Source organism: Cytobacillus luteolus, assembly GCF_017873715.1.
GTDB classification, from domain to species: domain Bacteria; phylum Bacillota; class Bacilli; order Bacillales; family Bacillaceae_L; genus Bacillus_BV; species Bacillus_BV luteola.
Genome location: NZ_JAGGKM010000001.1, coordinates 826,320 through 844,839, shown reverse-complemented (window position 1 = coordinate 844,839; position 18,520 = coordinate 826,320). Strand labels below are relative to the sequence as shown.

The window sequence follows — 18,520 nt, the reverse complement described above, 5'->3', positions numbered from 1 at the left end:
TATAGGTGTTACTCATTTGTATTCAGGAGATCTAGGTTTTGAATAATTCTAACGAGTTGGCCAAACTAACTATGTAGAGAGTTAAATTTACTACCATTAACTAACTTACTTGCAACCATGTATATAGCGATATAAAAAGGAAAAGAGGCAATATAATGCCAACTTGGATAATCAAAGAAACCTAACCATTTGAAAAAAGGCTCTGCTCCAAAAGATGTTAAGAGAGAAAAAAATATAGCTTTATATACTGGTTTAATTGTTGGCTTCACTTGAATAAAAAACATGATCGTTACTGGCATTAAGGAAAAGTCCCATGCTATAAAATCAGGTATAACGGGCATCGTTTTTACGTTATATCGCCAAAGACCCATTGCAACCCCGATGTAATCAAGCCAAGTAGCTATAAACATGGCCCATATCCCACCTAATAATAGACGGTGAGTACTATCCTTTTTTCGATAAAAGATCCATACTATCCATGGCACAATAACTAACATGGTTGCGCCCCACCAACCAAAACTAAATATAATTTCATCCTTCCATAATTCAGCAACCTTGGTGTTAGCCTTATCAATCACATCGTATTGTTCATTTAATGCTTTATTTATATGTGATGGTGGTTTAAACATACTCTAACCATCTCTCCTGGAAAAATTATAAAATCATGTCTGTGTTTACTATCTTTCTTTAAAATTCTATATTTATTCCTATGTACTTTTTTCCCTTGTACTTTGTCGATAAATAAATGAAGAATGTTTTGTATTTTGAGGCAGTCGGTCTCCCTTTTACATCCAAAAGTTCCATCAATAACGTTAGTTTCATCCTTCGCTTATGTACATACTAATTACGTAGGTTTCCTACTAGTAAATCTAAAGGAGATGTTACTTTTGGCGACAGCGACTACTGGTCAAGTTTTATCTGTTAAAGATGCAATTGTATCTCGTCACAGTATTAGGAAATTTGTTCAGAAACCGATACCAAAAGAAGACATAGATCGAATATTTGAGCTTGTTCGATTATCTCCTAGTGCTTGGAACTTGCAACCGTGGAGATTCCATATTGTAACCGATACTGAGTTAAAAGAGTCCTTAAAAGAGGCAGCCTACGGTCAACAACAAGTAACATCTGCCCCTGCTGTTGTTATTGTGATTAGTGATATGGAAGACGTTATCGCAAACTTACCAGAAACCGTACACCCAGGTTTATCCGAAGAACGTAAACAAGAAGAAGTGGCCAATCTTTCCTCATTCTTTAATGGACTGAGTGTTGAAGAAAGAGGGCAATGGGGCCTTACACAAGCCAATATTGCTCTTGGGATATTATTAACTGCTTTACAAGGATATGGCTATTCGAGTGTACCAATGCTTGGGTTTGATCAAGAAAAGGTAAAAGAAATTTTAGGTCTACCCGAACATGTAAAATTTGCTGCAATGGTACCATTTGGTATAGCAGAATCTGAAGGATATGAGCATCACCGCTTTTCATTAGATAAAATTGTTTCTTATCACTGATATACAGAAGTAACCTCGTAATGGGGTTGCTTCTATAGACCATGGCTCTCTTTTCTAACTTCGATATGAGACATACTACCTTCTCCTTTTGGTCATAATTCAATAAATCTTATTAAATCAATGTAATATAGCCTAGAACTTTTGAACGCCTAAATATCGAAAATAACATAATGACAACAAAATATGACAAAAGGGGCCTGACCCCCAGCGCGTTAAAGCTTTAACGCACTGGGGGTCAGGCCCCTTTTCCTATTAATTATCAGTTTAATTGTCTGAATTATATGAAAAATTCCCTATTGTTGAACGATAGTTAAATTAAATAGAATTAAACTTGCAAGTACTTATTACGTTTGGAGGGATTTTATTGAAGAGGAAAAAGTTACTTATTAGTAGTACATTGGCAGGAGCACTTGCGTTTTCCGTGTTTTTACCGGCTACATATGCTCATGATGCACTTGATGTGTTAGGTGGCGCAAAAGGTGAAGTTGAAGTGATGACGATGGAAGAGTTGAAAGCAATGCAACTTAAACACTCCATCAATGGTAGTAAGAATGTAAAGTTTTTAAAACAAGCTGCAGCTGTACAGATTAATCCGTTAAATGGTAAGCAGAACAATATGGCTGATGTGTATGCACACAAAGGGTTCGCTTACACTGGAACTCATACAGCTAATGGAGCAAACGGTGGTGTGCGTGTATTTGACTTAAAAGATCCTTCTAACCCTAAAGAAGTTGCTGTATTTGCAAATGAAATACCATATTCATGGCAAGAAAAGGTGATTGTAAAAACAGTAAATACTCCTTCATTTAAAGGAGATTTAGCAGCGGTGAGTGTACAGCAAACCTCTAGGAATAATGCAAACAGACCAGATAGCGTGGGTGGCGTATTACTCTATGATGTAACGGACCCTTACAATCCTAAGAAGCTTGGATTCTATGGGTTAGACCGTAAAATCACAGGAACCCACGAATTATATTTAACGACGCAAGGTAATCGTGCACTAGTGTTAACTTCTAGTCCTTATGCAGACTATTATACTCATGGGGCAGTACAGGATTTTCAAATTCTTGATGTTTCTGACCCAACAAGTCCTAAGAAAATTTTTGGTTGGAATCCACGTGACTTAGAGCAAATCCCAGAAGACTTTAATGGATATCATTGGTATGCTCAAGATGGAAAAACTCGTCCTGTTTTCAACCACAGTGTAATTACGGACAATAATGCACAGTATGCATATGTGTCCATGTGGGATTTAGGAACAGTTATCTTTGATATTCGTGATCCTGAAAACCCTGTATATTTAGGAAACACTACTTTCCGTGCAAATCAAAAGGGGTCTGCTCACTCTGCTGCCCTTGCTAAAGGTGGTAACATCCTTATTGAAACACGTGAAGTATCTAACCCTGTTGGATCAGGATATGAAAGTGCATATGGGTATACTCGCATTTTCGATATCAAAGATAAAACGAACCCTGTTTTATTAAGCGAGTTTACAACTGATTTAACATTTGATATTCCACCTACATCTGCTGGAAGATCTACTTTCGCTAAAACAGTTCACGATCCGAAAGTGCAAGGCAATACACTCTACCTATCCTACTATTCTGGTGGAGTTCTTGCTTTAGATATTACAGACCCTAGCAATCCAGTAGAAATTGGCCGCTATACACCTGAAAACGCAGATGTTTGGGGAGTGTTTGTGGATCGAAACTATATCCTAGCCTCCGACATGGGCCAAGGGTTAAAAGTTCTTCTAAAAAATAATAGTGGTGGAAAATCAGAGGCACTACAAAGATAACTTGTATAAAAAAATGCCTGTAACCATTAGAGTGGTTACAGGCATTTTTATCATTCTATCCAATGCATTAGTAGAATAATTTGGAGAACATATTTTTAATCGAATACAACAGGGGCCTGACCCCCGGTGCAGAAAAGAGCGGACATTAATGTTCGTTTAACTGCCGCCGTATAGACTGAATTAAAACTTCAAAATCTTCTTCATTTGGCATATGTGCTGAGTTTTCCAGAATGATAAAGTTCTTTTTTGGGGCTTCAACACGATCAAAGTAACTTTTTGCTAAATTAAAGTTTGCAACCTTATCGTGTTTTCCTTGAATAATATAAGCTGGAGTCTTAGAACTTGTCAATTCTCTTTTCAACTCTATTTATTGTTGCACCGGCACCTTCAAGCTCTCCATTTTCTCACTCAGAAAACTTGTTAAGTCAATAAATGTTTGCTCTTCAAAAGGTGACGATAATTGCCCTTCTTCTAATAGCTCGGTAAACGACTTGCTTCCACCTATCTTACAAAGCTTTACGTAAGTATCCCATGCATCGTCCCAATTTTCAGTTGATTTATCCCATAATTGAAATGCGCAAACCTGTGCTAAAGCATAATCAAGGTAATAAAAAGGAACTTCATAAATATGCGGGATCTCCTGCCATGCTCCTCCTTCTTCTAGATGGGTGATTTGATCATTGTCTCGGTATGGCATATATTTTTTCTCTAATCTAGACCAAAGCTGCCTTCTCTCCTCTGGGGTTAACGAAGGGTTTGCATACACTTCTTCCTGGAACTCATCACCTACACACATTTTAGGAAGTTTTATCAGCGAATCTACTAAGTGGAAGAATCGGTGCTTATCGGCATCTTCCTTGAAAAAGAGGTGAGCCCAAGGGAAGATAAATAACTCCATACTCATCGAAAAGATTTCAGAACCCTCCATTGTTGGGAAAAAGTATTCTGGTATCTCTTGAGATTTGAGAGTCGAGTACGCCTGGAAGGCATGCCCCACTTCATGAATCAGGACTCTAACATCATTTGACGTCCCATTAAAGTTCGCAAACACAAATGGTACTTTTTCCTTTGCGAAATACGTACAATAACCAATGTTTGCTTTTCCTTTCTTATTGAGTAAGTCAAACAGTCCTTTTTCCGTCATTTCATTATAAAAATTCTTTGTGTCTTCGGATAGCTCACTGTACAACTGTCTTCCCTGTTCAACAATCCAGTCAGCATCCCCTTGTGGAACTGGATTCCCGCTTTCAAATTGGACTTTTTCATCGTAAACCTTAACCTTATCTATTCCCAACCGTTGTCGTTGGCCCTCTACTAGCTTAGAAACAAGTGGTACTAGGTAGTTTCGAACATTTTCACGGAAAGCAGCAGCCGACTCTTTATCCCAACCAGATCGAGCCCATCTTAAATAGGCTAAGTCTGTAAAAGAAGGAAAACCAAGCTTTGTAGCAATCTCATGTCTCACTTTTACGAGGTTATCAAATAGCTCATCATACACCTCTTTTTTAGAAGAGAAATAGTCGAACTTCGCCTCGATGGCACGTTTTCTAGTATCACGGTCTTGGTCTAAAACAAATTTTTCAAGCTTAGAAAGTGTTAGCTCCTCCCCCTTAAATGGGACTACAGCTGAGGCAATGAGCTTTTGATAGTCACTTGTTAACCGATTTTCTTCTCCTAAAAGCTCCATCACCTCTGGAGAAAATGTCTTTACCTTAGATTCCGCGATTTTGAAAAACTGTTTACCAAAGGTTTCTTCTAGTTCACTTCGAAAAGGTGTCTCTAGTAAAGCCTGAAAGAATTGTGTTTCAACATCAGTGAAGTGTGGAAGGTTTTTGTTAAAAAAACTATATTCTTCTTCATAAAACGGATCTGTTGTATCCAATGTATGCCGTACATGAGCAATCATCTGAATGGAATCAAAATTTGACCTGATGTCATTGATTTTTTTTACAAGTGTACTTTGTGTTTCTGCACTCGTTGCATTCTTAAACTCAGTAAGCAACGTACCTATTTCTGTTGTGACTTTTTCAATACTTGGCCTTTCATAAGGAAATTCAGAAAACCTCATTTTTTTCGCCCCCGATATGAATATTAAACTGACTGTTTAGTTTATATTATCACCCGATTTTAAAATTTTCAATAATCTTTTTGCAATATTATGGAAACATCAACTAATTTTGACTAAATTCTTATCCATTAATTCCCTTTATCTTGCGTAGTAAAATAAGGATTTTTTAGCCAACCTATAAATAAACACTAGCTATTTAAACTGGGAGGTAACCACATGAAAAGAACATTTTTCACCCTTACTGCTTCTACATTACTAGTCGTTGGACTTACAGGATGCGCTGGCACCAACAATAATGTGGATACACAAAATGAGGACAATGCAAGAATCCTAAACCAAGGAAGTCATGAAAATGAAATGGATACTAGAAGCTACAATCAAAATGAAATTTTGCACAGAGATCGCGAGTTACTAAATGAAGAAAGAAATTATTATCATGACCGCCTAGACAAAGGAAATCGTCCTGATCATAATAATATCGAGGATATACGTAACCGTAATAACAGTATCTTAGACATTGGCCCATTGTAAAAACCTATCTATTCTGGATAGGTTTTTTACAATTTGAGCTAAAGTATAAATTCAGGATTTAGTTGGCATGCCAATGTTATCATTACGCTTATCTATATAAACATTTCCTACTCCATCCATTTGGGCGTAAAAGACATCCTTAATCGTTGCAATGTTATTTTTAGTTAGTATTTGGTCTACCCAATTCATGTCTTTTCCGAGCATATTCAAACTATGTGTTAGAACCTGGCCATCAATGATAAAAGCTTGGGAAATCCCTCTACTCATTTGGATGTTATGTATATCCTTTTGTGTGACGTTCATGTATGGTGGTTTGGCCATAGCACTAATCGTTCCGTCTGTCTCAAGGTAAGCCGTTTCAACTTGGTCAATATAAAAGAACCCCTTTTTACGTAGTCCTGTTAATAAACTATCCATAGTCAGCCTTGCTTTCTTTAGTCCCTCTTCATAAACCTGCCCATTTTTAATCAGAAATGTAGGCTCATCCTCTAAAATTTTTCTACCTACTAAACTTTTTATAGCCACAATACTACTTAGAAACGTATATAAACAGAACAAAATTAATCCAGTCATTCCGATGTAGATAGGAATATCTTTCATTAACATAGAACTAGCTACAACAGATCCAATCGTAATCCCTGCTACAAAGTCAAAAAAAGTCATTTGTGCAATTAGCTTTTTGTTTAAAACACGACACAAAATGTACAGCGTTATGAACCCGATGGTCGTTCGAATAACCATTTCTAAAATTGTCATTTGTTATCACCTTCCTCTAAATAGTATTTTTGATAGTATTTCCTAGCATTATTCTCCTAATTCCTTTGTGCTTCAATTAAAGGGGCCCTTTTTCCAGGCCCCTTTTTCTATTTTTCTATTATTTTGGAGTCAATGCTTCGAATGTGTAAGTCGCGTTGTGGAAATGGTATTTCAATTTGATGGTCTGCTAATATTTTGTTGATTCGAAAATTGATATTACTTTTGGTATGAATCACGTGATTTGGATTCGCAATCCAAACAAACAGTTCAAAATCCAATGAGGAACTTCCAAATCCTACGAAATTGACAAACGGTTCTGGGTCTAGTAGCACCATCTCTGAACTAGCTTGTTCTTCACTCGCAACTTGTAATAGAAGATCCCTGACCTTTTCTACATCAGTTCCATAAGCAACTCCAATAGGAATAACCAGACGTAATTTAGGATCGCTATGTGATCGGTTGACAACTTGTTCTTCTAGAAAGTATGAGTTTGGGACAATCATATGTTCATTATCAAGCGTTTTTATGATCGTCGCTCTCATGTTAATCTTTTCTACATCTCCAATCACGTCATTTACAATGACACGATCTCCTACTTTGATGGGCCGTTCAAATAACAAAATAATCCCCGAGATAAAGTTTGAAGCAATATTTTGCAGCCCAAATCCAATCCCTACTCCTACTATTCCGGCAAAAACCGTTAAAGCACTTAAATCAATTCCTACAGTCGTTAAACTGACGACAAATGCGATAACCATGATACTGTAGTGAAAAATTCGGTCAAATGTAAATTGAATACCACGGTCTAATGAATAACGCTCATAGATACTAGGTAACACGTACTTCGTAATTACCTTTGAAGTACGATTTGCAAGCGAAATAATCAAAATGGCAATAATCGTTAAAAAGACAGTAACCTGTACTCTTCCAATTGAAACAAACTCTTCAAACATCCAGTCCGATTCTGAAAAATAAAACAGCATAAAAAGTAAGATCCCATAGGTAGTAAGCCAATTTAGTATATTTCGTATGAGTGAGTCCATATGAATGAAGACTTTTCGATTACTATTCTTCATCTTTTTTGTGAGAAACAAAATGAACGAACGAATAATTAAAATAACCCCAACATATAAAATGAACATAAGGATGTCCATCCACTCAATTTGCTGAATGGTCTCATTAAATTCTTTCGTTAATTTACTAGTAGTTATATTAAAAAGCATGTAACTCTCCCTTCTGTTGTTTTTCTTAATTATAAACAATTCTTCCTTTAGGGTTAAATGATGTGATCCAGACCATGCTAGCATAACTAGGGCAATTGTTGGCTTTATTTGAGGAGAGGTCATTATAACAACCTTTTAACTTCAGTCTTTAGTTACTTATTGTTAAAAACTACTTATTATACGCCATTTTGTACATTCTTATTTATTTCAACTTATAAAGTGTTAAAAACTTGATAATAATGCATGTAAGAAAGGAGTGAGAAAAGTTGAAGAAGAGTTATATTATGATAGGTGTAATACTCGCATTAGTCATTATTCTAGTTATTACGAATCCAAAACAAGAGGAATATGTGAATTGGGCAACACAACAAATTACAGAAGATAAAGGGATTCTCCTACGTTTAGGCGCAGATCACCTAGCCAAACCAGTCATTCATTCCGCAACAGAAACAACAAACTTTGTACTATTTTCTGTCTACAAAACAGCCATGCCTCATAAAGAAGAAAATATCACAACAATCGGTTTTCTAAACCAATTCATCACAACAAAATAAATTGTGACAACCGGGGCCTGACCCCCGGTGCGTTAAAGCTTTAACGCACTGGGGGTCAGGCCCCACTTTTTTATTCGAATAGATGGCGTAGCAGTCTATCACGGTTGTCAAAGAATTGCTTCATGATGGAGTAATGATCGGTTTCTTCCAATTGTAATTCAGACATTCCTTCTTGTGATAGTTGGATAATCTTTGCATCAGGATAGGCCATGATAATGGGTGAGTGAGTTGAGATAATAAACTGTGAGCCTTGGTTTATTAATTCATTAATCCTTGCTAATAACGATAGCTGCCTTAAAGGCGATAGTGCTGCTTCAGGCTCATCTAAGATGTACAGCCCATTTCCCCGGAATCGTTCCGTAAAGGCAGCAAAAAAGGATTCACCATGAGATTGTTCATGAAGTGATTTTCCACCGAAAGAATAAATCACTTTCCCTCCACCGAATGGTTCTTTATCCATGTCCTCAATATTTGTGGCCACATTGTAAAATGTTTCGGCTCTAAAGAAAAAACTGTCTTGTGCTCTATCAACTCCTTTTATGACGCGGAGGTATTGGTCTAAGTCTGAGTGTGAATCATAGCTTGAAAATCGAAAGTTTAATGATCCTCCCTCTGGGTTAAACCCTAATGCAATGGCGATTGCCTCAAGCAAAGTTGATTTCCCCATTCCATTTTCGCCAATGATGTAGGTCACATTTGGATGAAGCTGAATATCTTCAAAATGTTCGATCACTGGGAGTTTAAAAGGAAATTGATTAAAGGAAGGTATTTGGTCCCTTTTCAATCCGATTGCTCTAATATATTGAGAATCTCTATCTAATTTCATGTCAACATCCTCCTTTATCAACGAGTTTTATTATAGTTACAATATCATAGATCTCCATAAAAAAGAGTGACTAATTAACCAAAACAGAGGCTATCAACTTCTAATAATTTACAATTTTTCGTTTCTACTTTATAATGGCTAGAAAATGAGGTGATAGTTTATGGCAATTGTGACAGTAGACTTTGACGGGACCCTATATCAAGGAAACTCATTCAAAGTGATGTTTCAAGTGGGGAAAAAGCAATTTACAATGAAACAATGGAGTATCCTCTTTTCAGGATTGGTAAAAGCGGGTGCTGTGGGGCTAGCCAATGGAAAAAATGCGTTTCGTCATCAGTTTTTCAAAGCATTTGCAAAGACATTTCAGGGGAAAACAACGAGTGAATTAGACGTCTTCTTTCAAGAACTTGTCGATGTTGGCAAAGCGGAGGTTCACCAGTCTCTCGTACTCCAAATTCAGAAACATCAACAAAATGGAGATACGGTCATCTTATTATCTGGTGCACTCCAACCATTCTTAAGAGCATTTGCCAAAGAGCTTCAACTAGATGTACATATTATTAGTACCGAATTATTATTCGACCAAAGAAACCTCTGTACTGGAGAAATTGGTCAAATTATTAATGGCGATGAAAAAGTAAACAAATTACAAGAATGGTTAGAAGCAAGATCAATGATGGATCAACCATCGCAAGAAATCTGGGCATATGCTGATAGCGAAAGTGATATTCCACTATTAAACTTTGTCACCAACCCAGTTGTCGTCAATCCAAAAGACGACATGAAAAAAATCGCCCAACAAAACAAATGGACCATCTTCGCATCTTAAATTGTGACAACAGGGGCCTGACCCCCGGCGCGTTAAAGCTTTAACGCACTGGGGGTCAGGCCCAAAATCATTTAATACACGTCTCTTTTTGTAAAAGTGGCAAATGATACGATCAACGCAACTAACGCCCAGACCAAAAGAACACTCATCGAGAATCCTAAGTTCATTCCTTCGATTGGTGGTGCCATTCCTCGGACATAGTCTGTTAGACGAAGATTGACCATAAAGAAGTATTTTGCCGACACCCATGAAGATACCATATTTGATAATATTGCTCCTGATATTAGGGCAGCAAGCATGATCCCCATGACAGCTGCTGTACTTCTAATTAACACTGAAAGCATAAAGGTTAATGTTCCTACAACCATACACACAAACCAGGCTAGTCCAAACTGCATTAGCAGGTATTGCCATTGTGGAATTAGATGCACATTGTCCGTAATTAGTTCTTCTCCCACAACGGAGAATCCTGTTAAGACAGGCATAGTCCAGCCACCGTAACCGAGGATAATCCCAGAGATAAGATAAGATAGTATACCAACACCAAGCACTATAAACGACACAGATAGCATCATACTAATATACTTGCTCATAAGTATTTTCCATCTCTTTACGGGTCGTGTTAGCAGTAGTTTTATCGTTCCCCCACTCCCTTCTGAAGAAACAAGGTCTGCGGCAATGACCATGACCATTAATGGGAGAAACAGGTCTATTGAGTTTTCAATAAACATCCGCATAAAAGAAGGTGCACCAGGTGCAGTAGGATTGATATCATGATCCAAATAATACTGCTGCTGACTTAAACGTATCTTTATAAATTTTCGCCATTCATCTGAAATACTGCTCGAACTTAATCGGTTTTGCGTATTAATGATTTCCTGTTGAAGCTGTGTTCGCCAATCCGTCGTACCTAATCGTTCTTGCAGGGATTTAACTTCTTTCATTTGTGCATAGGTAAAAAGAGATACAAGTACAGCTACAATCGCAAGAACAATAAACAATCGTTTTTTTCTTGTTATTTTAATCATTTCGTTATGTACTAAATTAATCAATGGTTTCCCCTCCTGTTAGCTCGATAAATAAATCTTCAAGAGTCGGAAACTTTGTTTGAATTTCACTTACCTTTACACCCGCTTGAACTAATTTTTGGTTCCATCCTGACACCTTTTCTTCATCATAAAAAGTGACTAATAACCCGTCTTCCTCACTAACAACTGTCGTTTCTTCTGATAACAGTGCCTTAGCCTGATCAATTGGACTCACTTTCCATAGTAGTCTCTCTTTATTGGAAAGTAGACTGTGAACGGAATCTATTCTTATTATTTCACCTTTTGATATGATCGCGACCCTATCACACATTAATTGAATCTCACTAAGAAGATGAGAGGATACCAGGATGCTAAGACCTTCCTTTTTAGCTAAAAAGTCAATAAACTCTCGCATTTCCCTTATACCCACAGGATCAAGTCCATTTGTTGGTTCATCTAAAATAAGAACTTTGGGTTTTCCTAATAAGGCTTGAGCAATTCCAAGTCGTTGCCTCATACCTAATGAATACGTACTAACCCGATCATGAATTCGATTTTGTAGACCTACCAGTTCGACTACTTCAGCAATACGCTCTTTTGGAATTTCAGGTACCATGCGAACAAAGTGCTGTAAATTTTCATACCCACTTAAGTAAGGATACAACTCTGGATTTTCAACTATACAACCTATATTGCTAATTGCACTCTGAAACTGACGTTGCAAATTATACCCACAGATTGATATCGTTCCTGAAGTTGGTTTAATTAAACCTACAAGCATTCGAATTGTTGTTGTTTTTCCAGAGCCGTTCGGGCCTAAAAAACCAAACACTTCACCTTCATTTAGATCGAATGATAGTCCCTTAATAATTTCCTTTTTGCCTATCTTTTTTCGAAGATCATCAACGACAAGTGTTTTCACTCTACCATCACTACTCATTTTCTGTTTCTCCTTCCTCACTGAAAACGGTAAGTGAGGCCACACGTTCAGCAATTAATTTATATCCCTTTTCATTTGGATGAAATTTATCATTAAATAGATAGGCTTCTACGTTTAATTGAAACAAATCATAGGTCGGAACTTGTATTATTTTATAAAATTTTGCAGCCACCTCTGCAGAATCGTAATTCCACTCTCGAACAACTTCAGATGTTACGTCTGCATTTTCTAGATTTTGAAAAGGGTTATATAACCCAACATGAAATACAATAGCCTCTGAATTCAAGTTCCTGATTGATGTAAAAGTGGACTCAAGATTTTTTAAATAAGCTGATTTAGTTACGTTGTTTTGTTCCTTATTAAAGTCTATAAGTGCCTCTCCTCGTTGAAATAAATCATTTCCACCGATGGTCATGATCAGAATATCTGCCTGCCTGATCTGCCTTTGAATTTCAGACTGCTCAATTAACCCTACTAGTTGCTCAGATGTGTATCCTCGAATCGCTAAGTTTGTTAGTTGAACTTCTTGATCTGACTTCTCCCTTAGCTGATCAACCAAATACCCGATATAGCCTTTACCCGAAGAATCACCTGTTCCACGTGTTAAGGAATCACCAACGGCAACGATGTTTAATGTGTCTTGCTTATCAATTGTTTCTAGCGGAGATTCTTCAATTGGCTTATCTGATGTTTCTGCTGAATAAAAGAGCTGGTCTTTGATTGTCCAAAATAAACCAATAATTAGTACAATACTTGCGACCACTGATATGAAGGTTATAACTTTCACCGTATTTGTTTTCATTTTCTCTACCTTTCTAAAAAACGTTCTAACTATCTTTCCTCTAAGATTAACAGAATCTATTCTATCTTTAAAATTTTAAAGGTATTTTTTCTAAACATTGTTTCCATTGTAGCTATTTTTAATATCCAGTACGTGACAGGGGCCTGACCCCCGGCGCGTTAAAGCTTTAACGCACTGGGGGTCAGGCCCCAAAAGACATAATTTATTCTTATCCCCGCTCTCGCTTCATTACTATCCCCATTGGTAGGTACGTAATGAAAAATACAATGAGTGCTGCAATTTCGAGATTAATATAATACATAATACCTGTTCCGAAAAAGGACAGGATTGTTTGGGATTCGGTAGGGTTTGCTAAATAAAAGAAGTTGGTTTCGAGAAGATGATTAATAATGAAAATTGGGATGGCGATACTATTGAGCAGGATGAGGCCGGTCCATATGGCTTTTTTCGGGAGACGATATCCCTCATAAACGATGAAATAGAAAACAGCCCAAGTAATTGCAGCGTGATGCAAGAAGTATTTTAGGAAACGAAAATGAGGAAATTGATGAACCAATTCAGGTGTAACCATACTTAAGATGGGTGGAAGCATCCCAGTAAAGAACAGGAAATAGAATACTTTTTTACTAGGCTTCAAGAATAAGAATATGGCCATAAATGTGCTTATCGAACATAGGTGTAAAGGCAGATTGCCTATCTCCCATTGGTTTGTCATGACTAGCCAAAGTTGTTGTGATATTTCACTAATGACCAATATGGTAAATATCGTCCACTTGATAATGGACTGGTGAGGCTTTAGTTGACCTCTGCAATAGACCAAGACAAAACAGATACCAACAAAGAATAGTAGAAAGACGATATGCGGAACAGAAAACAACTCAAATGTACGCATTTCTGTTACCGAGAACATGAGTGTCACTCCTATTCACTTTGAAATATGGTGCTTATAGCTACTGTATTCGGTATTTATGGTAATTAAGTCTGTACTTAAAAATATTACAGCTCCTTTTTTAGATGAAGCTATATGAATCACCACTTAAAATCGAAATAAACTGCATTTTTCATTTATCATAGCGTTTCTGTTTTACTTCATGAAAGTACTACTCTACATTTAAGAAATGTTGTAATGTAGATATTATGTAAAAAAGAGTATTTAAAGGACTATTGTTAAAGGAGGGGAAATTTGATGTTAAATCATGTTAGTCAACAATTTGGGTTGCAGGTACTTTCCGTAAATGAGGTTGATGACTCCCATAGTTCAACCGTTTATAAATGCACTTTGGTTAATGGTGAAACTGTTTATTTGAAAATTCCTTTTACAAAATTGAAGTTTAAACGAGAGTTAGAAGCCTATGAAATTTTAAAAGGAAGTGTTTCTATTCCTACGTTGTTGGACTTTTGGTCTGGTGATGAGGAGTGTCCTGGTGCTTTTTTATTATCTGAATTAAAAGGAACACCGTTAACATCTAAGGATACCCCAGCAGTAGCGTACCAAGTTGGAGTTCTTCAAGCTAAAATGCATTCAATTCGTCCTGCTGCAGGACAAGTGTTAACAGGTATTAAAAATGAATTTCCGAACTGGTCTACTTTTGTTGAACAACAATTTTATAGTTTTGCTGAAGATGTAAGGGACATTTTGGATGAACAATTATACAATAAAGCCATTGAAAAATATGAAGAGATGAAACAACAGCTCCCGTCTCCAGATGGACCGAGTTTTGTACATATGGATTTTCGTCCAGCAAATATAATTGTTAATAATAATAAAGTTTCAGGAATGATAGATTTTGAGAGCGTAAGATTTGGTTCAACAGAAATCGATTTTACTAAACTATATCGCGATTTTTTAAGTTTTGATGTTAGCTTGTATAATGCATATCAAGAAGGCTATAAAAGTATCAGGCCATTAATTGACCTAGAAAAGGTATTACCTTTTTACAGATTTACCGATGCCTTCAATAGTATTGGATGGTGTAAACGACGAGGAATTGAAAAAAATGCGCTATTTCTAGAAGAAAATTTGACGAGATTGAAGGAATGGTTGCTTTAAATTTTGGCTGATACAGTTCCATTGCGATTGAGTAAGAAACAGGGGCCTGACCCCCGGCGCGTTAAAGCTTTAACGCACTGGGGGTCAGGCCCCGTATTTCTACTAATTTTCTTCTTGTTCAATTGGATGAGTTGCTTCATAAATAAGCTGGTCAAGTTCATTTTTATACTCATCTTCCTGCTCATCTGTCCAGTTAAATTCCTTCTTCATAAACTGGGTAACAGAATCTTTATGCTCACGAACCCAATCAATCTCAAAGAAGATAGCTCCTGTACGTCTATTGAAAAAGTCAATTGGTTTATAAGCACACTCATGATCAATCGCGTATCTTAAGCTAGCGTAAACGACAGGGTCAAGGTTAGCCGCTTTTGCCTTATCTTTATCATTCTTATAGAGGTTAAAGATAATATCTACATTAGACCCATAACGATAGATAAGTTTATTAGCCGTTTGATCCGATAAGCCCATTTCCTTTGCAGCTTTTCTTTTATTAATCACAAAGATTTTAAACCCTTCTGAACCACCTACATCCCCACCAGAAATAGGCAAATATTTCGTTTGTGACCTTGGAAAACTTTTACCTTCTTCTTCATGAAGTTGCTTAGCTACTAAATTAACAATTGCTTCAGCCATTTTTCGATATCCTGTTAATTTACCACCAGCAATGGAAATAAATCCTGAATCAGAAACAAATAGTTCATCTTTACGGGAAATTTCAGATGGTGCCTTCCCTTCTTCATGAATCAAAGGTCTTAATCCTGCCCAGCTAGACTCTACATCCTCAGCACTTATCTGAACCTCTGGGAACATAAAGTCGATTGCGTTTAAAACGTAGTCACGATCCTCTATGGTCATTTTAGGATTTGCAATATCACCTTTATAAACCGTATCCGTCGTACCTACGTACGTTTTACCATCCCTAGGAATGGCGAACACCATACGGTTATCAGGCGTATCAAAATAAATAGCCTGTTTTAATGGAAATCTCTTCTCATCAAATACTAGATGAATCCCTTTCGTTAATCTTAAAGTTTTACCTTTTTTAGAATTGTCAATTTCCCTAAGTGAATCAACCCATGGACCAGCAGCATTCACAATTTTCTTGGCTCTTATTTCCTGTACGGAGCCATCCGTTACATCTTCTGCTTTTACTCCTACCACGTTGCCGTTCTCATACACTAATTCAATCACTTTCATATAGTTGAGTGCATATGCACCTTTCTCTACAGCTTTTTTCAATACCTCAAGGGTTAAGCGAGCATCATCAGTTTTATATTCTACATAATAACCTGCACCTTTCATTCCCTCACGTTTTAATAAGGGTTCACGTTTAACCGCTACTTCAGGTTTAAACATTTTTCTTCTTTCGCTCTTTTTTACTCCAGCTAGGAAGTCATATACCTTTAACCCAATATTGGTTGTGAGAGGACCAAAAGTTCCACCTTTGTAAAAGGGTAGCATCATCCACTCAGGTGTCGTAACATGTGGTCCATTTTCATAGACAATTGCACGTTCTTTACCGACTTCAGCTACAACTCCAAATTCAAATTGTTTTAAATAACGTAAACCGCCATGTACAAGCTTCGTAGATCTACTAGATGTACCGGCAGCAAAATCCTGCATTTCAACCACAGCCACTTTCAATCCTCTTGTAATGGCATCTAAAGCAATACCTGCACCTGTAATGCCTCCCCCTATAACAAGGATGTCCAAGGTATCTTTTTGAATGTTTTCTTTAATGTCCGATCTTATTAAGTTAGTAAATTGCATAACAATCGATCCCTTCAAGATAAGTAAATTTGTAAGTTTATGAATCTACTTAGCATCAAGAGGCTTAAAAAGCACTCCTCAAAGATGCAAAGTTGTTTATCTTTACCTCTAAATCACCATCAGAGAAACACAAAAAGAGACCACAAATCAGCCCTATTTTTTTCGTATTTTCGAAAAAAATAGAGTGATGTGGTCTCTCGAATTCTCCATCCACAATATTAACTTGATTTTAGTATATCACGATACTAATAGAATTTAAAGTTTTTTAACTTGTTGAAGGGTGGGTTCTAGCTTTGACTTTTTATCTATATTCACGTGTGGCAGTGACGGCTTTCTTCCAGCCACGGTATAGCTCTTCACGTCTTTCTTCGGCTAGTTCTTTTGTGAATGTATGTTCTTTTTTCCATTGTTTCGCAATTTCTTCTTTATTGGCCCAAAAGCCAATCGCTAACCCAGCAAGATAAGCCACACCTAATGCTGTCGTTTCATTAACAACAGGTCGATCAACAGGAACTCCTAAAATATCACTTTGAAATTGCATTAGAAAATCATTTTTTACCGCTCCACCATCAACACGAAGTGACTTTAATTTAATTTTAGAATCTGCAGTCATTGCGTCTAATACATCTCTTGTTTGATAAGCTAGAGATTCAAGTGTTGCACGGATAAAGTGCTCTTTAGTAGTCCCTCGAGTTAGCCCAAATACAGCACCCCTGGCATCACTGTCCCAATACGGTGTTCCAAGACCAACAAATGCTGGAACTACATACACGCCCTCTGTCGAATCCACTTTCGCTGCATAGCTTTCACTTTTTGCTACGTCATCGATCATACGCATACCATCACGTAACCATTGAATAGCAGAACCAGCTACAAAAATACTTCCTTCTAACGCGTATTCGACTTTTCCATCAACACCCCAGGCAAGCGTGGTTAGGAGGCCATGGTTAGATTTAACGCCCTCTTCACCAGTATTCATTAACATAAAGCAACCAGTTCCGTACGTATTTTTAGCCATACCTTTTTCAAAACAAGCTTGGCCAAATAGTGCAGCTTGTTGATCACCTGCAATACCTGCAATAGGTACATTATGACCAAAGAAATGATAGTCCACTGTATGTGCGTAAACTTCGGAGGATTGACGTACTTCTGGAAGCATGCTCTTTGGTACCGTTAAAATCTCTAGTAGCTCATCGTCCCATTTCAAATCATAGATATTGAACATTAAGGTTCGAGAAGCATTTGAAAAATCTGTAACATGGGCTTTACCGCCAGATAGCTTGTAAACTAACCACGTATCAATTGTACCGAAAAGTAAGTCACCATTTTCCGCTTTCTCTCTAGCACCTTCTACATTATCAAGAATCCATTTAACCTTTGTACCAGAGAAATAGGGATCAAGAAGCAATCCTGTTTTTTCGTTAAAAAGATCATTGTAGCCTTGCTCCCTTAACTCACGGCAAATCACTTCTGATTGACGAGACTGCCAGACAATGGCTTTATAAATCGGTTTTCCACTGTTTTTATCCCATACGACCGTTGTTTCACGTTGGTTTGTAATACCAATTCCCGCTATTTCTTCTGGACCAATATCTGACTTTCTTAATACATTGGCTATACAAGCAAGAATTGAAGTCCAAATTTCATTAGGTTCATGCTCTACCCAGCCTGGCTTTGGAAAGAATTGCTCAAACTCATGTTGTGCTGTTTCAACAATCTCTCCATTTTTATTGAACAGAATAGCACGTGAGCTTGTTGTTCCTTGATCAAGTGCTAAAATGTAGTTTCCCATTCTTATACCTCCTTGCTCTACTACCTATGGTCTGGAACTTAA

Annotated in this window: 18 protein-coding genes; 6 read left to right on the top strand and 12 right to left on the bottom strand. The window is 37.1% G+C overall.

Annotation, left to right across the window (positions count from 1 at the left end):
• Nucleotides 1-65: 65 nt before the first annotated feature.
• Nucleotides 66-629, bottom strand: a complete 564-nt coding sequence (locus tag J2Z26_RS04345) for a CBO0543 family protein (RefSeq protein ID WP_193533987.1) — start codon at nucleotides 627-629, stop codon at nucleotides 66-68.
• A 258-nt stretch (nucleotides 630-887) separates the two neighbouring features.
• Between J2Z26_RS04345 and J2Z26_RS04340 the strand changes: the two genes are divergently transcribed.
• Nucleotides 888-1,511 carry a nitroreductase family protein gene (locus tag J2Z26_RS04340; protein ID WP_227413543.1) on the top strand — a complete coding sequence of 208 codons (624 nt, stop codon included), beginning with the start codon at nucleotides 888-890 and terminating at the stop codon, nucleotides 1,509-1,511.
• Nucleotides 1,512-1,875: 364 nt separating this feature from the next.
• Complete coding sequence (locus tag J2Z26_RS04335; protein WP_193535175.1) at nucleotides 1,876-3,309, top strand: LVIVD repeat-containing protein; 1,434 nt, start codon at nucleotides 1,876-1,878, stop codon at nucleotides 3,307-3,309.
• A 145-nt stretch (nucleotides 3,310-3,454) separates the two neighbouring features.
• Here J2Z26_RS04335 and J2Z26_RS04330 read toward each other — a convergent pair whose 3' ends face one another.
• Nucleotides 3,455-3,658, bottom strand: coding sequence for an alpha/beta fold hydrolase domain-containing protein (locus tag J2Z26_RS04330; protein WP_193535174.1), 204 nt, complete (start codon nucleotides 3,656-3,658; stop codon nucleotides 3,455-3,457).
• Nucleotides 3,659-3,676: 18 nt separating this feature from the next.
• Nucleotides 3,677-5,377 carry a M3 family oligoendopeptidase gene (locus tag J2Z26_RS04325; protein WP_193535173.1) on the bottom strand — a complete coding sequence of 567 codons (1,701 nt, stop codon included), beginning with the start codon at nucleotides 5,375-5,377 and terminating at the stop codon, nucleotides 3,677-3,679.
• Nucleotides 5,378-5,593: 216 nt separating this feature from the next.
• On the opposite strand from J2Z26_RS04325, the gene J2Z26_RS04320 reads away from it, so the two are divergent.
• A complete protein-coding gene (locus tag J2Z26_RS04320; protein WP_193535172.1) occupies nucleotides 5,594-5,908 on the top strand; it encodes a hypothetical protein in 315 nt (104 codons plus the stop codon).
• Nucleotides 5,909-5,959: 51 nt separating this feature from the next.
• Here the strand turns inward: J2Z26_RS04320 and J2Z26_RS04315 are convergent, their stop codons facing one another.
• Together J2Z26_RS04315 and J2Z26_RS04310 are read right to left on the bottom strand one after the other, a co-directional pair.
• Entirely contained in the window at nucleotides 5,960-6,664 is a 705-nt protein-coding gene (locus J2Z26_RS04315; RefSeq protein WP_193535171.1) for a DUF421 domain-containing protein, read from the bottom strand.
• Nucleotides 6,665-6,771: 107 nt separating this feature from the next.
• Entirely contained in the window at nucleotides 6,772-8,010 is a 1,239-nt protein-coding gene (locus tag J2Z26_RS04310) for a mechanosensitive ion channel family protein (RefSeq protein ID WP_227413653.1), read from the bottom strand.
• A gap of 143 nt (nucleotides 8,011-8,153) precedes the next feature.
• Between J2Z26_RS04310 and J2Z26_RS04305 the strand changes: the two genes are divergently transcribed.
• Entirely contained in the window at nucleotides 8,154-8,441 is a 288-nt protein-coding gene (locus tag J2Z26_RS04305; RefSeq protein ID WP_193535170.1) for a DUF4359 domain-containing protein, read from the top strand.
• A gap of 70 nt (nucleotides 8,442-8,511) precedes the next feature.
• Here J2Z26_RS04305 and J2Z26_RS04300 read toward each other — a convergent pair whose 3' ends face one another.
• Nucleotides 8,512-9,267: an AAA family ATPase gene (locus J2Z26_RS04300; protein WP_193535168.1), complete on the bottom strand. Its 756-nt coding sequence runs from the start codon at nucleotides 9,265-9,267 to the stop codon at nucleotides 8,512-8,514.
• Between the two features lie 160 nt (nucleotides 9,268-9,427).
• Between J2Z26_RS04300 and J2Z26_RS04295 the strand changes: the two genes are divergently transcribed.
• Nucleotides 9,428-10,096, top strand: coding sequence for an HAD family hydrolase (locus J2Z26_RS04295; protein ID WP_193535167.1), 669 nt, complete (start codon nucleotides 9,428-9,430; stop codon nucleotides 10,094-10,096).
• Nucleotides 10,097-10,167: 71 nt separating this feature from the next.
• On the opposite strand, the gene J2Z26_RS04290 is transcribed toward J2Z26_RS04295, so the two are convergent.
• The 4 genes from J2Z26_RS04290 to J2Z26_RS04275 form a co-directional block, all read right to left on the bottom strand.
• Nucleotides 10,168-11,148 (bottom strand): ABC transporter permease subunit, encoded by a 981-nt coding sequence (locus J2Z26_RS04290; protein ID WP_193535166.1) that lies wholly within the window; start codon nucleotides 11,146-11,148, stop codon nucleotides 10,168-10,170.
• Entirely contained in the window at nucleotides 11,141-12,064 is a 924-nt protein-coding gene (locus tag J2Z26_RS04285; protein ID WP_193535165.1) for an ABC transporter ATP-binding protein, read from the bottom strand. Before J2Z26_RS04285 ends, J2Z26_RS04290 begins: the two co-directional genes overlap by 8 nt.
• Nucleotides 12,057-12,866, bottom strand: coding sequence for a GDSL-type esterase/lipase family protein (locus J2Z26_RS04280; RefSeq protein WP_193535164.1), 810 nt, complete (start codon nucleotides 12,864-12,866; stop codon nucleotides 12,057-12,059). The genes J2Z26_RS04285 and J2Z26_RS04280 overlap by 8 nt, the downstream gene beginning before the upstream one ends.
• A gap of 208 nt (nucleotides 12,867-13,074) precedes the next feature.
• Entirely contained in the window at nucleotides 13,075-13,776 is a 702-nt protein-coding gene (locus tag J2Z26_RS04275; RefSeq protein WP_193535163.1) for a YwaF family protein, read from the bottom strand.
• Nucleotides 13,777-14,052: 276 nt separating this feature from the next.
• Here J2Z26_RS04275 and J2Z26_RS04270 point away from each other — a divergent pair, with 276 nt between their 5' ends.
• Nucleotides 14,053-14,916, top strand: a complete 864-nt coding sequence (locus tag J2Z26_RS04270; protein ID WP_193535162.1) for an aminoglycoside phosphotransferase family protein — start codon at nucleotides 14,053-14,055, stop codon at nucleotides 14,914-14,916.
• Nucleotides 14,917-15,018: 102 nt separating this feature from the next.
• Here the strand turns inward: J2Z26_RS04270 and J2Z26_RS04265 are convergent, their stop codons facing one another.
• Both J2Z26_RS04265 and glpK read right to left on the bottom strand, forming a co-directional pair.
• Nucleotides 15,019-16,686, bottom strand: coding sequence for a glycerol-3-phosphate dehydrogenase/oxidase (locus J2Z26_RS04265; protein WP_193535161.1), 1,668 nt, complete (start codon nucleotides 16,684-16,686; stop codon nucleotides 15,019-15,021).
• Between the two features lie 301 nt (nucleotides 16,687-16,987).
• On the bottom strand, nucleotides 16,988-18,478 hold the full coding sequence (gene glpK, locus J2Z26_RS04260; RefSeq protein WP_193535160.1) for a glycerol kinase GlpK: 1,491 nt from the start codon (nucleotides 18,476-18,478) through the stop codon (nucleotides 16,988-16,990).
• Nucleotides 18,479-18,520 lie beyond the last annotated feature (42 nt).

Bases quoted from the DNA above. Each gene is read 5' to 3' on its own strand.
- J2Z26_RS04345 (WP_193533987.1), bottom strand. From the start codon at position 629: ATGTTTAAACCACCATCACATATAAATAAAGCATTAAATGAACAATAC.
- J2Z26_RS04325 (WP_193535173.1), bottom strand. From the start codon at position 5,377: ATGAGGTTTTCTGAATTTCCTTATGAAAGGCCAAGTATTGAAAAAGTC.
- J2Z26_RS04320 (WP_193535172.1), top strand. From the start codon at position 5,594: ATGAAAAGAACATTTTTCACCCTTACTGCTTCTACATTACTAGTCGTT.
- J2Z26_RS04315 (WP_193535171.1), bottom strand. From the start codon at position 6,664: ATGACAATTTTAGAAATGGTTATTCGAACGACCATCGGGTTCATAACG.
- J2Z26_RS04310 (WP_227413653.1), bottom strand. From the start codon at position 8,010: ATGACCTCTCCTCAAATAAAGCCAACAATTGCCCTAGTTATGCTAGCA.
- J2Z26_RS04300 (WP_193535168.1), bottom strand. From the start codon at position 9,267: ATGAAATTAGATAGAGATTCTCAATATATTAGAGCAATCGGATTGAAA.
- J2Z26_RS04295 (WP_193535167.1), top strand. From the start codon at position 9,428: ATGGCAATTGTGACAGTAGACTTTGACGGGACCCTATATCAAGGAAAC.
- J2Z26_RS04285 (WP_193535165.1), bottom strand. From the start codon at position 12,064: ATGAGTAGTGATGGTAGAGTGAAAACACTTGTCGTTGATGATCTTCGA.
- J2Z26_RS04280 (WP_193535164.1), bottom strand. From the start codon at position 12,866: ATGAAAACAAATACGGTGAAAGTTATAACCTTCATATCAGTGGTCGCA.
- J2Z26_RS04275 (WP_193535163.1), bottom strand. From the start codon at position 13,776: ATGTTCTCGGTAACAGAAATGCGTACATTTGAGTTGTTTTCTGTTCCG.
- J2Z26_RS04270 (WP_193535162.1), top strand. From the start codon at position 14,053: ATGTTAAATCATGTTAGTCAACAATTTGGGTTGCAGGTACTTTCCGTA.
- J2Z26_RS04265 (WP_193535161.1), bottom strand. From the start codon at position 16,686: ATGCAATTTACTAACTTAATAAGATCGGACATTAAAGAAAACATTCAA.
- glpK (WP_193535160.1), bottom strand. From the start codon at position 18,478: ATGGGAAACTACATTTTAGCACTTGATCAAGGAACAACAAGCTCACGT.